Origin of the sequence: Bradyrhizobium sp. CCBAU 51745, assembly GCF_028128715.1 — a bacterium.
GTDB lineage: Bacteria > Pseudomonadota > Alphaproteobacteria > Rhizobiales > Xanthobacteraceae > Bradyrhizobium > Bradyrhizobium manausense.
The window spans coordinates 912-16,586 of sequence record NZ_LBJP01000006.1 but is presented as its reverse complement, the minus strand read 5'-3'; the positions used below and the strand labels follow the sequence as shown (position 1 = coordinate 16,586).

General features: G+C 61.1%; 15 protein-coding genes. All 15 read left to right on the top strand.

Going from position 1 to position 15,675, the window contains the following annotated elements; genetic code table 11:
* Positions 1 to 72: 72 nt before the first annotated feature.
* The 15 genes from XH98_RS06850 (at position 73) to XH98_RS06780 (ending at position 15,465) form a co-directional block, all read left to right on the top strand.
* Positions 73 to 369: a TrbC/VirB2 family protein gene (locus tag XH98_RS06850; RefSeq protein ID WP_025038371.1), complete on the top strand. Its 297-nt coding sequence runs from the start codon at positions 73 to 75 to the stop codon at positions 367 to 369.
* Positions 369 to 710: a type IV secretion system protein VirB3 gene (locus XH98_RS06845; RefSeq protein ID WP_271597452.1), complete on the top strand. Its 342-nt coding sequence runs from the start codon at positions 369 to 371 to the stop codon at positions 708 to 710. Before XH98_RS06850 ends, XH98_RS06845 begins: the two co-directional genes overlap by 1 nt.
* Complete coding sequence (locus XH98_RS06840; RefSeq protein ID WP_271618181.1) at positions 700 to 3,066, top strand: VirB4 family type IV secretion/conjugal transfer ATPase; 2,367 nt, start codon at positions 700 to 702, stop codon at positions 3,064 to 3,066. Before XH98_RS06845 ends, XH98_RS06840 begins: the two co-directional genes overlap by 11 nt.
* The gene (gene virB5 / locus XH98_RS06835; RefSeq protein ID WP_271597450.1) at positions 3,063 to 3,785 is read left to right on the top strand and encodes a P-type DNA transfer protein VirB5; all 723 of its coding nucleotides are present in this window, start codon (positions 3,063 to 3,065) and stop codon (positions 3,783 to 3,785) included. Before XH98_RS06840 ends, virB5 begins: the two co-directional genes overlap by 4 nt.
* Positions 3,782 to 4,027 (top strand): EexN family lipoprotein, encoded by a 246-nt coding sequence (locus XH98_RS06830; protein ID WP_271618180.1) that lies wholly within the window; start codon positions 3,782 to 3,784, stop codon positions 4,025 to 4,027. The genes virB5 and XH98_RS06830 overlap by 4 nt, the downstream gene beginning before the upstream one ends.
* Positions 4,028 to 4,149: 122 nt before the next feature.
* Positions 4,150 to 5,025 (top strand): type IV secretion system protein, encoded by an 876-nt coding sequence (locus tag XH98_RS06825; RefSeq protein WP_271618179.1) that lies wholly within the window; start codon positions 4,150 to 4,152, stop codon positions 5,023 to 5,025.
* Positions 5,026 to 5,369: 344 nt separating this feature from the next.
* Entirely contained in the window at positions 5,370 to 6,041 is a 672-nt protein-coding gene (locus tag XH98_RS06820; RefSeq protein ID WP_271597447.1) for a virB8 family protein, read from the top strand.
* Complete coding sequence (virB9, locus tag XH98_RS06815) at positions 6,038 to 6,889, top strand: P-type conjugative transfer protein VirB9 (protein WP_271618178.1); 852 nt, start codon at positions 6,038 to 6,040, stop codon at positions 6,887 to 6,889. The genes XH98_RS06820 and virB9 overlap by 4 nt, the downstream gene beginning before the upstream one ends.
* A 9-nt stretch (positions 6,890 to 6,898) precedes the next feature.
* Positions 6,899 to 8,044 (top strand): type IV secretion system protein VirB10, encoded by a 1,146-nt coding sequence (virB10, locus tag XH98_RS06810; RefSeq protein ID WP_442868556.1) that lies wholly within the window; start codon positions 6,899 to 6,901, stop codon positions 8,042 to 8,044.
* Positions 8,041 to 9,072: a P-type DNA transfer ATPase VirB11 gene (virB11, locus tag XH98_RS06805; RefSeq protein ID WP_271618176.1), complete on the top strand. Its 1,032-nt coding sequence runs from the start codon at positions 8,041 to 8,043 to the stop codon at positions 9,070 to 9,072. Before virB10 ends, virB11 begins: the two co-directional genes overlap by 4 nt.
* Positions 9,038 to 10,984: a type IV secretory system conjugative DNA transfer family protein gene (locus XH98_RS06800; protein WP_271618175.1), complete on the top strand. Its 1,947-nt coding sequence runs from the start codon at positions 9,038 to 9,040 to the stop codon at positions 10,982 to 10,984. The genes virB11 and XH98_RS06800 overlap by 35 nt, the downstream gene beginning before the upstream one ends.
* Positions 10,968 to 12,137: an LPD7 domain-containing protein gene (locus XH98_RS06795; protein ID WP_271618174.1), complete on the top strand. Its 1,170-nt coding sequence runs from the start codon at positions 10,968 to 10,970 to the stop codon at positions 12,135 to 12,137. The genes XH98_RS06800 and XH98_RS06795 overlap by 17 nt, the downstream gene beginning before the upstream one ends.
* Before the next feature lie 467 nt (positions 12,138 to 12,604).
* The gene (locus tag XH98_RS06790) at positions 12,605 to 12,826 is read left to right on the top strand and encodes a hypothetical protein (protein ID WP_271597441.1); all 222 of its coding nucleotides are present in this window, start codon (positions 12,605 to 12,607) and stop codon (positions 12,824 to 12,826) included.
* Positions 12,827 to 13,187: 361 nt separating this feature from the next.
* Entirely contained in the window at positions 13,188 to 14,588 is a 1,401-nt protein-coding gene (locus XH98_RS06785; RefSeq protein WP_271618173.1) for a DUF2130 domain-containing protein, read from the top strand.
* A gap of 607 nt (positions 14,589 to 15,195) precedes the next feature.
* Positions 15,196 to 15,465 (top strand): hypothetical protein, encoded by a 270-nt coding sequence (locus tag XH98_RS06780; protein WP_220004626.1) that lies wholly within the window; start codon positions 15,196 to 15,198, stop codon positions 15,463 to 15,465.
* Positions 15,466 to 15,675 lie beyond the last annotated feature (210 nt).

Below are 15,675 nucleotides of genomic sequence, written 5' to 3'. Positions count from 1 at the left end.
TGTCGTTTTCTCGCTCAACTCACTCCCGCAGTCCAGGCAGTCGCCTTCTGCATCGTCAATAGGAGCCGTGTCATGACTTCACCTCTTAAACACTCCGCTGCCCTCCTTTGCATGGGAGCCGTCCTCAGCATCGCGTTGGTCGAGCCGGCACTGGCGCAGACCGCGAATATCGAGGGCGTGCTGCAGAACATCGTCAACATGCTGACTGGCAACGTCGCTCGCCTTCTGGCGACGCTGGCCGTCATCATCGTCGGCATCGCCTGGATGTTCGGCTACCTCGATCTGCGCAAGGCCGCCTATGTCGTGCTCGGCGTCGCGATTACGTTTGGCGCCTCTGAGGTGGTCTCAACGCTGACCGGCGGTCGCTGATGGCTGAGGCCGCGCCTCTCACTGAGGACACCTTGTTCCTCGCCTGCACGCGGCCCGCCATGGTCGCCGGCGTGACGATGGAAGCTATGGCGCTCAACGTGATGTTCTCCTGCATCATGTTCCTGGTCGCTGGAAGCATCGTCTACGGCCTGGTCGCGATTCCGATCCATGGGCTTTGCCGGATCATCTGCCGCCATGACCCCAACATGTTTCGGATTCTGCTGGCCTGGATCGAAACCCGCGGGCGCGCGCGCAATGCCGCATTCTGGGGCGGCTCGTCCTGCACGCCACTCAAGCTGGTCCGGAGATATCGAACAAAGGAGCTCGGCTATGCGCAATAGGGCGCTTAAAAACCGGGAGATCGAGCCCGATGTCTATATGCCATTCGGCCGGCATGTCACGGGCACGGTGATCAGTCTGACAACCCGAGCCCTGCTGACGGTGATCCGGATCGACGGTACCTCGTTCGAGACTGCCGAGATCGCGGATCTGAATGATCTTCACGGTAAGCTAAATCTCACGCTGCGCAATGTTGCAGATCCGCAGCTCGCGATTTGGAGCCACCTGGTGCGCCGCCGGACGTCGGTGTATCCCGACGGCACCTTTCGATCGGCCTTCTCAGCGGCGCTCGACGCTCAATATCGCCAACAACTCTGCAAGGAAGCGCTGTTTCGCAACGATCTCTATCTGACTCTGGTTTGTCATCCCGGCCGAGCGGCTACCGATACGGCCGCCGCTTTCTTTCGGCGGCTCGGCCGAAGCGCTGCGAATGCCGCCGAGGTGGACAGCAGGGCGCTGAAACGGTTGGACGACGCAACGCGAGATATCGTCGCGGCACTCGACCGTTACGGCGCCCGTGCGGTTGGATTGTTCGAGCGCGACGGCATCACCTTCTCGGAACCAATGGAGTTGCTCCATGCACTCGCCTCCGGTGAATGGATGGCGATGCCATTGCTGAAAGGGCCTATTGGCCCGGCACTCTATTCAAACCGCGTCATCTTCGGCTGCGAGGCCCTCGAGATCCGCAGGCCGGGCGGGTCGCGCTTCGCTGGCATGTTCGGGCTGAAGGAATATCCCGCCTCCACCCGGCCGGGCCTGTTGAACGCGCTCCTTTCCGCGCCGTTTGAGCTCATCGTCACACAATCATTCGCGTTTTTGGCGAAAGCTGACGCCAAGACGGTTCTGACCCGCAAACAGAACCAATTAGTCTCGGCCCAGGATCCGGCCGCCTCGCAGATCGACGAGCTCTCTGACGCGCTCGACGATCTCGAATCCAACCGGTTCGTGCTCGGAGACCATCACCTCTCGCTGCTGGTCTACGCCGATGCACCGTCGCAGCTGCAGGAACACATGAGCGTGGCACGGCGTGCACTGGCCGATGCGGGTGCGGTGGTCGCCCGGGAAGATCTTGGACTTGAAGCGGCCTACTGGGCGCAACTTCCTGGTCTGTTCAAATACCGCGCTCGCACGGGGGCGATCAACTCACGAAATTTCGCGGCATTGTCGCCGTTCCATACCTATCCGACCGGACAGCCCGCGGGCAACCATTGGGGACCGGCGGTTGCGATGCTCAAGACCGCGTCTGGCTCGCCCCTCTATTTCTCCTTTCATCATGGCGACCTCGGTAACACCTTCATCTGTGGCCCCTCGGGGTCCGGCAAGACCGTCGTGCAGAACTTCCTGCTGTCGCAGGCGGAGCGACTTGGTGCGTCCTACGTTTTCTTCGACAAGGACCGGGGGGCCGAGATTTTCGTGCGCGCCGCCGGTGGCACGTATCTGACGCTCCACAACGGCGCCCCGACCGGGTGCGCGCCGCTCAAGGCGCTGGAGCTGACGCCGGCGAATCTTTCCTTCCTGGGCGAACTGGTTCGGAAACTCGTTACGCCGGACGACCGGCCGCTGACCGTGATCGAGGAGGAGCGTATCGATTCTGGACTGCGAGCGCTCGGTCAATTGCGGCAGGCGGAACGCTCGTTCGGCACGCTCCGGGCTTTTCTCGGCCAGCAAGACCGCGAGGGGATCGGTGCGCGGCTGGAGCGATGGTGCCGGGGCGCGCCTTTCGGGTGGGTGCTCGACGGTGATCAAGATGCGATCGGTCTCGACGCCCGGTTCATTGGTTTTGACATGACCGATCTCCTAGATCACCCGACCGTTCGCACGCCACTCATGATGTATCTGTTTCACCGAGTCGAGCGGCTGATCGACGGCCGGCGCCTGATCATCGATATTGACGAGTTCTGGAAGGCGCTCGGAGACGAGGCGTTCCGTGATCTCGCCAACAACAAGCTGAAAACCATCCGCAAGCAGAATGGCGTCATGGTGTTCGGAACGCAGTCGCCGCGCGACGCGCTGGCCTCGCCGATCGCGCACACCATTGTCGAGCAATGCCCGACCCAAATCTTCCTGCCAAACGCGCGGGGAACACGCTCGGACTATGTCGATGGCTTCCATCTGACCGACACGGAATTCCGCCTGATCAAGGAGGAGCTAGCTCCTGAAAGCCGGCGCTTCTTGGTCAAGCAAGGCCACAACTCGGTGGCGGCGGAACTCGACCTTGGCGGTTTCGACGATGCGCTCGCCGTCTTGTCGGGACGCACCGAAACCGTCGAGCTCCTCGACCGCATTCGCAAGCAGGTCGGCGACGACCCCGCTCAATGGCTGCCGGTGTTTCACGCGGAGCGGAGGAAAGCCCAATGATTGTTCATCGCATCCCAATTCTTCTCGCCTCCCTGTCTGCCGTCACTCTCTTGATGCCCAGACCCGCAGCGGCTGAGATCGTATTCGATCCAAGTGTGTATGCGCGGCAGTTTGAGCAACTGGCCGAATTGAAGAAGCAGGTCGATACCCTGACGTCGCAGCTCAAGGTCGCGCAGGATCAGTTGAATCAAGCCAAGCAGCTCTATGACAGCTTCAACAAGCGAACGAATGCCAACGATATTGGCGCGCTCTTGAACACGCCACAGTTCCGGAAAGTTCTGCCACAACAGTTCTCGGACATCGAACGCCTTGTCGCGGGGCAGGGTGGCGGCAACTTCGCGGACGCTATCAACCATTATCTTGCGCAGAACCGCGCTTATACCGGCAACAGCGGCAACTCGTACTACCAGAGCGAACTCGACCGGATCGCCCGGCAGACCGGGGCGAAGCACTCCATGGGCCAGGCGGTGTACGACGCTGCCTCGCAGCGCGTCGACGCACTCGAGGAGCTCAGAGCTCGGATCAGCTCGGCGACCGACGCCAAGGAGATCCTCGATCTCTCAGCGCGGCTGCAGGCCGAGCAGGCGCTGCTGCAGAACGACGTGCTTCGGATGCAGGGTCTAGCAATGATCCAGCAGGCCCGCATGGATATGGATGGTCAGCGGGAACGAGAGAAACAGCGCCAACTGGTCGATGAAATGAAGGCGGCGCTGCAATGAGAATAGCGACTTCCATTCTGCTGGTTACCGTCGCCACGGCTCTTACCGGCTGCAACGAGGCTAGCAACACTCAGCCGACGAACACGGTCGGCTGGTTTTTGGATCATCGGGAAGAGCTTGCAATCGCTCTCGAGGCGTGCCGCGACGATCCTGGTGCGCTCGGGAAGACGCCGAATTGCATCAACGCAAATGAGGCCCGCAATAAGATCACCATCCAAGAGATGAAAGACGCCCTCAAGTAAGGACCGCCGCGATGGCCATAAACGTCTTCGACAGTTTCCTCAAGGAATTCGAACAGCCGATCACGACGTTCGTGTCGACCTCGGTATCGAATCTCGCGTCCTACGTTGGTGGTCCACTCCGTATGGCCGTGATGCTCTATGTCATTCTCTACGGCTTCGCGGTGATGCGGGCCGCGATCACTGAGCCGATCATGGAATTCGCCTGGCGCGCGATGCGGATCGTAGTCGTGGTGCTACTAGCAACCAACGCGAGCGCGTTCCAACACTACGTCACGGGATTGTTCTTCGAGTCTTTGCCGAAGGAGATCGGCAATGCGCTGGCGGGTTCTGGACTGAATACCAGTTCCGGAGCGCCGTTTGATCAACTCCTTTCAAAAGGAATTGACGTCGCTAACAAGATCTATGAGCAGGCTGGCCTGACCAATATCGCGCCTGCACTGATCGCGGCCATTCTCCTGGTCTTTGTGGCCGTCGGGTCGTTCCTGCAATTTGCCATTCTGCTCTACGCCAAAGTGGGACTTGGCGTCGTGATCGCGCTTGGACCGATCTTCATTGCTCTGGGACTCTTTGAGGCGACGCGCCCGTTTACAGAAGCCTGGCTTCGGCAGCTCGCGAACTTCGTGATCCTCCTGGTCCTGGTTGTCGCGCTGGTCGGGTTGATGCTGTCCACTGTCAGCGGCTTCATCGACAGGTTTGGAGCCAACGCAGGAACGGCGGGCGAGATGGTGGTCGCCGCGGTCGCCATCAGTGCCGTGCTCGGTCTGTCCGGATATATCGCGCTTCAACTGCCGACAATCGCAGGCGGTCTCGCCGGTGGTGGGGCATCGCTCGCAAGCCGGCTGGTCACAAACCCACTGATTGCCAACGCCACGGCTGCGGCAGGAGGGGCCTATGCCGGCGCGCGCTGGTCGGCCAGCCGCGGTCTCGCCGCAGTACGGGCTAGCCGCCAGGGCGGCAGCATCCGGCGTGTCCAATCCCAGGGGACCTCGACAACGTAAGCGAAGATCGCCGGGATCAGGCGACGATAAAGACAGGGGCATCAGAATGATGTGGCGTCGACTATTCATTATTTGCGTCATCGCATGGCAGCTTGGCGGTTGCGCGAACTGGTCAAAGGGGCCGCCCTCCTGCGATGGCCTGGCTCGGCGGCCGCTTAATCGCTCGTTGTGGGATTGGGAGTCCGGCGCACCATCCGCGACACCTGAGCCGCAAGCTTCGCCATCCGCACCCATCATCCGGAAGGGCGAGGGCAACTCGTCCGCACCGTCGACCCATCTCGCCCCGTCCGGCCGCTGGGCGGACATCGCGGCCTCTTACCGCTCTTGCGGCAAGGAGGCGTGAGATGGTCGGACATGATGACCTGAAGAGCTATTTCGAGAATGCGCGGCGATGGGAGCAGGATCTGCTTCTGTCGGCCCATCGCTCGCGGCGAACAGCATGGATGATTGCCGCGGGCGCCTGCGTCTTGGCGGTTGCCTCGGTCGGCGCGGTCGCAGCGCTGGCGCCCCTAAAAACCGTCGAGCCGTTCGTCATCCGGGTCGACAATGCCACCGGCATTGTCGACACCGTCTCGGCCCTCAATTCGACGCCCGCACGCTACGACGAGGCCGTCACCAAATATTTCCTTGGACGCTACGTCCGCGCGCGGGAGGGTTACAGCTACCCGGAAGCCGAAACCAATTTCCGCACGATCTCGCTGCTCTCGGGGCAGGGCGAACAGGCCCGCTTTGCGGCCTGGTACCGCGGCTCCAATCCCGAAAGTCCCCAGGTCGTTCAAGGCCGTTTCGGGGTCGCGACGGTGCGTATCAAGGCGATTTCGCTGCTCGCCGACAACGTCGCGTCTGTGCGGTTCATGAAAGAGAGCCGCAAGGGCGAGGAGACCCATGTGACCCACTGGGTCTCGACCCTGACCTTCTCTTACGCCAACGCGCCGATGTCCTCCGCCGACCGCCTGATCAATCCTCTCGGGTTCCTGGTTTCGGAATATCGCGCCGATCCGGAGGTCGTGCCATGAAACGTTTCGTGCTTCTGATCACTTTAGGCCTCGGATTCGCGGGGCCTGTGCTCGCTCTGCAGCAGCCGGCACCGGGTCAGCACGATGCGCGCGTGCGCACCGTGACCTACGACCCAACGAATGTTGTCCGCCTCAACGGCGTGATCCGCGCCTCGACCCAGGTCGTCTTTGCCGATGACGAGGAGATCGCGCATGTCGCGATTGGGGACGCGATCGCATGGGAAGTTGCACCGGCGGGTTCGATCCTGTTCCTCAAGCCCCGCGAAAAACACCCGCCGACCAATCTGCAGGTCGTCACCACCCGGCCGGATGGGCGCAAGCGCTCCTATCAGTTCGAGTTGTCGATCGCCGAGACGACGCTGGCCGACAGCTACTTCGTTGTCCGCTTTGCCTACCCGGGCGACGAGCTCGAGCGCCGGCGCATCGAGGCGGCGACGCGCGGCGCCGAGCGGGAAGGCGCGCTGATCGATCAGACGTTTGAGCTGCATCATGCCTACGGCGCACGGAACTGGCGCTTTTCGGCCCAGGGCTCGACTGATCTCGAACCCGAAGCCGTTTTCGATGACGGCAAGGAAACCACCTTCCGCTTCGCTGGCAATCGGGAGATCCCGGCGATCTACCTGATCAACTCGGACGGCTCTGAAAGTCTCGTCCCTAAGGACGTGCGCGGCGAGCTCGTGGTGGTCCACGCCACCGCCCGCGAGTTTCGGCTGCGCAAGGGCGACATCGTGCTCTGCATCTTCAACGAAGGGTTCGATGCTGTCGGCGTCAATCCCGGCACCAACACCACGAGCCCCTCGATCGAGCGAAGGGCGAAGAGGCCATCTCCGACCCTCAAGGCACGATAGGCGGACAACATGACCGAGCATGAGAATGAGACGCTTGCCGGCGAACGTGGCATTACGCCGGTCGGAGGAGGGGACAATGGCCGAACGGCGATGCTCAAGCGTGGCTTCGGCGCGCTCGCGCTCACCGCATTCGCATTTCTGATCATCTGGGGAACCTGGAAAAGCGACAAGCCGGTCGGCGAGTCCGCCCGCAAGCTCATGATCCGCCAAGCAGCCGCCTTTGAGCCCGCCGCGGAACCACCTGCCGCACCCATGACCACGGCATCCATTCCGGTTCCACCTATCTCAGCCACGCCGGCGGCCCCCGCGCCAGCTCCGGACCAGATGCTGGAAAGCGCGCGGCGCGCACCGGTGCTGGCCTATAATCGGCCGGTCGCATCGGGACGACCGGCCCCTAACGTCGCGACCGGTGGCGTCCCCGTTGATCCCTATGATTTTGGGCGGGCCGAGCCACGCAATGAGCTTGCCGACAAGCTCAAACCCACGCCGATCGAGGGCGTGCGGGCGGTGCGGCTGCCCAATCGCAATCTTCTGGTTACCCAGGGCACTGCAATCCCTTGCGTCCTTGAGACCGCAATGTCGTCCGATGTGGCGGGGTTCGTCTCCTGCGTCGTGTTGCGCGACGTGATGTCGGATTCGGGCAACGTGGTGCTGATGGAAAAGGGCACGCAAGTGGTCGGGGAATATCGTGGCAATGTCCGACGCGGCTCCAAACGGATGTTCGTGCTATGGGCTCGCGCCAAGACGCCGACAGGCGTCATCGTGGCGCTAGCCTCGCCCGCCACGGATGCGCTCGGCCGGGCTGGGTTCGACGGCGACATCGATACACACTTTTGGGAGCGCTTCGGCTCGGCGCTGTTGTTGTCGATCGTCGGCGATGCCTCTTCGATCGGGCGCCAGCAATTGCAAGACGGCTCGATCCAGATCAACAACACGGCCGGCGCGACCAACACCGCCGCCGGCATCGCCGTCGAGCAGTCAATCAACATCCCGCCGACGCTGAGCAAGAACCAGGGCGAGCTCGTGAATATCTTTGTCGCGCGCGACCTCGATTTCTCATCGGTCTACCAACTCAAACGGATCGAAAGCCGCACCCAGATTCTCGACCGCACCCTCCCCGGAGGCATCGTCGGGCCGGCAGTGGTGACCAAATGAGGCCAGTCGCATCCATCGAACGCGATGGCGGACGGTTGGTGCTGGCGCGCTACCTCGAGCCGCTGGCGCCATACCTTTCCGACAACACCCTCACTGAAATCGTCGTCAACCGCCCGGGCGAGGTTTTCGTGGAAGGGCCAGACGGTTGGGCACGGCACGAGGTAGCGGCCCTCACCCAGGCTTACCTCTCACATCTTGCAACGGCAGCCGCCAGTCACACTCGTCAGGACATAGGGCCGGAATACCCGGTGGTATCGACCAGCCTGATCGGCGAGGAGCGCTGTCAAATCGTCGTGCCGCCCGCTGTCCCAGCGGATACGATCAGCCTGACGATCCGCAAGCCCTCAACACTGACCATGGACCTGAGCGCGCTTGAGCGGGCAGAGCTGTTTGATGAGGTCCGCCTCGCCACCGACGAGCTGGCCGCCGACGAGCATCAACTGCTCGCCCTCAAGGAAGCCGGCCAGTGGCGCGAATTCCTTGAGCTCGCGGTGCGCACCCGCCGCAATATCCTGATCTCGGGGGCGACCGGGTCCGGCAAGACCACTCTGTCCAAGGCGCTGATTGCTGCTATCCCGGCCCATGAACGGCTCATCACCATTGAAGACACCGCTGAGCTGGTCATCCCGCATCAGAATTGCGTCCGGCTGCTTTATGCCAAGGACAGGCAGGGCGTGGCCAAGATCGGCCCGCGCGAGCTCCTGGAATCGTCGTTGCGGATGCGGCCCGACCGCATTCTGCTGCAGGAGCTGCGCGATGGCACCGCCTTCTTTTATCTCAGGAATGTGAATTCGGGGCATCCGGGATCGATCACGACGGTTCACGCCGACAGCGCCCGCCTTGCCTTTGAACAGATGACCTTATTGGTCAAGGAAAGTGATGAGGGACGCGACCTCCACCGCGACGATATCCGTTCCCTCTTGCTGCATCTCGTCGACGTCGTGGTCCAGATGCAGAAGCGCAATGGCCGATACCGCGTTTCGGAAATCTACTATGACCCCGTTCGCAAACGCGACCACGCCCGCTAAGGCTGCCTTTGGCACGGCACTGACGCTCGGGGCCGGCGCAGTCTTCTTGCTGGTCGCCTCGAACGTTCTGCTGCTTGGGCTCAGGCTTCACGATGGCGGCTTTCACTGGTCAGAGATCGCGACAGGCTGGCTGCGTTATGGAGCCGATCCGCGTTTCGACCGCTGGCTGACGCTGTCGACCCTCGCTGGCTTGATTGTAGTCTTTGGCCTGCTCGGCACCATCCTGCGGCAACGTCCACTTCCCCTTCACGGCAAGGCCCGTTTCGCCTCCGAGCGCGAGATCAAGGCCGCCGGCCTGCGATCCAAGGACGGTCTGCTACTCGGCCGCAAGGATGGGAAAATGCTCTGCTTCGGCGGATCGGAGCACGTCCTCCTTTATGCCCCAACGCGCGCCGGGAAGGGTGTCGGCTATGTCATTCCGAACTTGCTGAACTGGCCGGATTCGGTTGTTGCGCTGGATGTGAAGAAGGAGAACTGGGATCGCTCGGCCGGCTTTCGCGCCAGCCACGGGCAGGAGGTCCATCTGTTCGACCCGCTCGACGAGAACGGCCGCACCGCCCGCTATAATCCGCTGGGCTATGTGCGCAGCGATCCAGCCGACCTCTACGACGATCTGCAGCGGATTGCGGTGATGCTGTTTCCGGCCGAGAGCCGCGGGGATCCGTTCTGGTTTGAGGCGGCGCGTTCATCCTTTGTGGCGATCGGCGGCTATATCGCGGAAACGCCGGGCTTGCCATTGACGATTGGCGAAATCCTACGCCAGTTGTCGGCGACCCAGGATCTGAAATCCCATTTCGACAAGGTCATTGCCAACCGCAAAGCCGGCCCTTCCCCGCTATCGGGGCACTGCATCACGGCCCTGAACGATTTCCTCGCTGCTTCCGAGAACACCTTGAATTCGGTCCGCAAGACAGTGACGGCACGGCTCGGCCTCTGGCTCAATCCCCGCATCGATGCCGCAACCTCGACCAATGATTTTGACCTGCGGAAGCTACGCCAAGAGCCCATGTCGATTTATCTCGGGGTGACGCCCGACAATCTCGACCGGATGGCACCGCTTCTGAATCTGTTTTTCCAGCAGGTAGTCGACCTCAACACCCGGGAACTGCCGGAGCAAAACCCCAAGCTCACTCGTAAGGTGCTGCTGTTGCTCGACGAATTCCCAGCGCTGGGCAATGTCAATGTATTGGCAAAGTCGGTGGCCTTCATCGCCGGATACGGCATCCGTCTTCTCACGGTGGTCCAAAGCCCGGCCCAGTTGCGCGCGATCTACGGGATTGATGCTGCCCGCAATTTCATGACCAACCACGCCGTGGAGGTCGTGTTTGCGCCGAAGGAGCAGGACGTGGCGAATGAGCTCTCGGAGCGCATCGGATATGAGACGGTGAACGCGCGTAGTCGCAGCGGGCCAAAGGGGCTTGCGATGCGAGCAATCAGCGAGACGGTATCAGAGCATCGTCGCGCTCTGATGCTGCCGCAAGAGCTCAAGCTTCTTCCAAAATCCAAGGCCTTCATTCTTGGTACTGGCATTCCGCCCATCATCGCCGACAAGATTATCTATTACGAGGACAAAGCGTTCCTCCAGCGATTGCTGCCGGCGCCAGTCCCAGAGCTGCCCAAGGGACGCTCGAACACACTGCTCGACGCCGAAATCAAGGAGCTGCGGTCAGAGATTGCGGAGCTGCGAATGGTGTTGCGGGCGCGGCCCATGACAGACGAGGAGGTGGCCGATCCCGCCACGATTCCCGCAAACGCCAGTTTCGATTTCGGGGATGTGGATGTCGACCTTGAAGGCCTCTCCGAAGCCGACATGAAAGCCTGGGTGCTGAGCTACATCGACGCCCAAGCCATCCCGCCGGCGCGACGGCCCGGCCGCAAGCGGAATGAGCAGCAGCATGAACGACACACGTGACAGCAACGAGTTCAGCCTCGAACGGCAAAGTCGTGCCGCGGACGCTTCCAACAGAAAGGGGAGCGACCACTCCGGAAGCGAGGCCGCCACCGACAAGTCTTCCCCCACGGAACCTCTGGACAATGCTCTCCCGGATCGCATCCGGCGCAAATATTACGTAGTCGCAAGTGAATCCGAAAAGGATGGCTCTGCCCGCGAAGCGCGGCTCTATGCCGATGAGCGGAAAGAGTACCTCGCGTTCAAGGCCACTGACGATCGCCTGGTCACCCGCATAGCTGCCGCCGAGGTGATCAGGGATATGGTCAGCGTGGCACAACATCGCCAGTGGGAGGCACTTCACGTTCGAGGTTCCGTCGAGTTCCGGCGCGAGGCCTGGCTCGAGGCTGGCGCACGCGGGATGGACGTGAAGGGCTATCAACCAAGCGAGCTTGATGGCCAGGCGCTGGCTGACCGAAGAGTCGCATGGGATCGAGCCCACGCCCGGACCAAAGATGTGGAGGCTCGCTGGATCTCCGACAGGTCAACCCGGGCCGATAGGCTCGATTACGACAAGGGCGTTTCCGGACGTCTGATGGAGGTCGGTATTGGCCCCTACCGCAACCGCGCCGACGCGGAGCCGTCGACCTATGTAGCCATCGAGCTGGACGATGGCCGGCGACATCAGGTGTGGGGCGTCGGCATTGTAACGGACGTCGCAGATAGCGGCGCCAGGCCTGGCGACCGCATCTCTCTGCGCAGGGACGGCGTCGAACCCGTCATCAGGGCGATCAAGTCCATAGACGCCGCCACGGGAATCGCCGGCATTGAGCGGCGCCAGATGTGGCGCAACATGTGGAATGTGACGGTGGAGGCACGCCGTGCAGACCGGCCGGCGGCTGCGCATGATTCCGACCTGCTCGCGGCCAAATCCCAGCTTGTCGTCATCAACAAGCTGGTCGAGCGCGCTCTGCCGAACGACGAGAATGCTCGTCAGAACATTATGGCCTTCGCCAAGGAGCGCATCGCTCGTCATCTTGAGAACGGACATTCGTTTGTGCGGGCGACAGTCAGGGAGCCCGTCCGTGACGGCCATGAACAACCCGGACACGATAAGGAAGGCGCTCGTCAAACCCAGAGCGGTGAACGCATGAGACGGCAAGAGCGAGAGCACTGAATGTGGAGGCTCGTCCACTCGACCATCTTCGAACCTTAAGCGCCTGGACCCTCGGCGGCCGTCGACGCGAATTATAGAGCACGGGAATCATAATCCTGGGGTCGGGGGTTCGAGTCCCTCCCCAGCTACCAAGCGATTTCAATAGCTTAGCTGTAAGGCCGGTCTACGTAAAGTTGGTTGTACCACAATTGGTACCACTCTTCAGATCGATGAGTGGAAGGGTGCTTTTTCACTGCGACAGCTCGAGCCCTCCATCTCAAAATCTCCCCGGCCTTCAGAGATTGGTTTGTGAGAAGCGCCGCTCCGGGCAGAGAGGCAGGTAGCGAAGCGGTCCCGGTTGTTTGGCAACGATGATGTACGTGGGTGGGTACCTTCTCCTAACCTGCGATCAGATTGTTAGCACTCGGTTAGGTTGCGGTTTATTCATATGGTTGCTAATATATGAATGAGCATTGGAGAGTGCAGACATGGCGCAAGAGACCGGCTGGCCCGGGCTTATCGACCAAATTGAGATTGACGAGTCGGCCGCGATCGCAGTCGAGCAGATCGATGACGAGATCACTGTCGCGATCGCAAGCGCTGTTGGCGTCCATTTCCAGCTGACGGCTAAGCAGGCGCTCAGGCTCTCCCGGGCTTTGGCTGTCGCAGCGGAGAATGCAGCGAAATTCCCTGTATCAAATGGAAAGTAGCCGTCACATCTGGCAAGCCCGAGCTCAACGAGGCGGCGGATCGCCTCAGGGCGCCCTGGAAGATCCTCTTGCTTGCGACGCCAAGCGTCGAGCGACTTCAAAGCATCGGATATCATCTCTCCGCCGCTCGTTTGCTGTCGGATCTCCCCGGGTCGTGATCCGAAAGTAGGGGATTGCCGGCGGCGGATGCAGGCGGCGGCCGCTTGCCGCTTGACCTGTAGAGTCTCGGGGTTCTAATTTTGTTCACGTGATTCATTGGAGCGGCCGCGGCCGCCACGCAGGGTGTTCGCAGGTGCTGACCTGATCACCGCGCGGGGGTTCCGGGCCGCGAGAACTTGCCGACAGCCGTCGGTTGAGAAGAATGCACGAGATCATCTGTCCCCACTGCGACAAAGCGTTCAAAGTCGACGAATCCGGTTATGCCGAGATTCTGAAGCAGGTGCGCGACAAGGATTTCGACAGGCAAATCCACGAACGGCTGGAACTTGCCGAGCGCGACAAGCACGCTGCGGTTGAACTGGCCAAGGCACAGGTGGGTAACGATCTCCAGAAGACCGCGGCCGCCAAGGATGTCCAAATCTTGGAGCTGAAGGCGAAACTTGAGGCGAGCGAGGTCGCACAAAAGCTTGCCGTCACCGCCGCGCTCACTGTCGTTGAGAAAGAGCGTGACATGCTGGCGAACGCCCTTGCCCAGGCTGAGCGCGAAAAGAAAGCCGCCTCGGAGCTTGCGGAGGCGTTGCTGGCCAGCGAGCAGCAAAAGATCTCTGCTGCCAAGGATAGGGAAATCCAAGAGCTGAAAGCCAAGCTTCAGGCCGTGGAGCTCGAGAAAAAGCTCGCTGTCACCGAAGCGCTTAGTGCGATAGAGAAAGAGCGCGACGAGCTGAAAAGCGGCATCAAGCAGGTGCGGCTGGAAAAGCAGCTTTCTGAGCAGTCGCTCAAGGACAGATACGAAACGCAAATCAAAGATCGCGATGACGCGATCGAGCGTCTCAAGGACATGAAGGCCCGCCTGTCGACCAAAATGGTCGGCGAGACCCTCGAGCAGCATTGCGAGATCGAGTTCAACCGGGTGCGCTCCATGGCCTTCCCCCGGGCATATTTCGAGAAGGATAACGACGCGCGTACCGGCTCCAAGGGCGACTACATTTTTCGGGACTCGGATGAGGCCGGCACCGAGATCATCTCGATCATGTTCGAGATGAAGAACCAAAGCGACAGGACTGCAACAAAAAGCAGGAACGAGGATTTTCTAAAGGAACTCGATCGCGACCGGACCGAGAAGGGCTGCGAGTACGCCGTCTTGGTATCGTTGCTTGAACCCGACAGCGAGCTCTACAACGCGGGTATCGTCGACGTCTTTCACCGCTATCCCAAAATGTACGTGATACGCCCGCAGTTCTTTCTGCCGATGATCACGCTGTTGCGGAATGCCGCCATCAACTCGGTAAAATACAAGACGGAACTGGCCCTCGTAAAGGCGCAGAACATCGACATCACCCAGTTCGAGAACCAGCTAGAGACGTTCAAGAACGCATTCTCGAAGAACTACGATCTTGCGTCCAGGCACTTCCAGACGGCGATCAACGAGATCGACAAATCCATCGACCATCTGCAGAAAACCAAAGATGCTTTGATCGGGGCGGATCGCAACCTGCGCCTCGCAAACGACAAAGCCCAGGATGTCACGATCAAGAAGCTAACCCGCGGCAACTCGACGATGGCGGCCAAATTTGCGGAGCTGAACAGTCAGGCGGCGGAATAAATTGGGTTGGTGCAGAGGCCTTTATTCTCAGGCTTGACGTTTCCTTCGGGCGACCCCTTGCCTTGATGGCCTGCCTTGAATGCGTTCATCGGTGGTGTGCAGCCTTTAAATCGGCTCTCAACCTTAGCTCAACCGGTAACGGACGCTGCTGCCTCGAAACGCTCCCGGGTGGATGCGGCGAGCCTTCCTAAACCGAAGTGTTCCTGCATTCCACGAATGATGTCTTCGACGTCCTCCAAGCCTTCATTTCGGAGTTTAGCGGCCAAGCCGGCCAACTCGGGCAGCGGGATGTCGCCATGATCCCGTCCCTCCGAACCTCGATACGGGACGATGTTGCCGGCGGTCGCATCCTGCCGCCATCCACATGTCGACTACGTGACACTCATCACATCCTGTAATCTCGGCGTCGGGTATCCCATCGGCTACGGGCTCAGGTTGGTCCTCATCGAGAGATTAAAGGGAACGACGATGCGCGATATTCGTGATCGGAATTCAATCAAACTGAATGACGAGAAGCGCGAGCTGACGACCCATCTGGGGCATGGTCCGACCGGAGCTCAGGAATTCCGTTACTGGGGCCCAAGGAGGACATCCAGATGTCGGCTACGTGACACTCATCACATCCTGTAATCTCGGCGTCGGGTATCCCATCGGCTACGGGCTGAGGTTGGTCTTCATCGAGAGATTAAAGGGAACGACGATGCGCGATATTCGTGATCGGAATTCAATCAAACTGAATGACGAGAAGCGCGAGCTGACAATTGCAGAGCTCGACAGGATCGCTGGTGCTGGCGGCTACAGCGAGGCCGACCAAGCACTGTCCTCCCTGATAAAGAGCCTTCACGACGCCAGAAACTCCAATATCGGAAAGATCTGAGAAGAAGGGATTTCCGCGTTGAGACCGGCTCAGTTGGCGGCCTCTCTCATTTCGAAATGTCGCTTATTGGCCCATCGGGGGGGGGGGGGGGGGGGGGGGGGGGGGGGGGGGGGGGGGGGGGGGGGGGGGGGGGGGGGGGGGGGGGGGGGGGGGGGGGGGGGGGGGGGGGGGGGGGGGGGGGGGGGGGGGGGGGGGGGGGGGGGGGGGGGG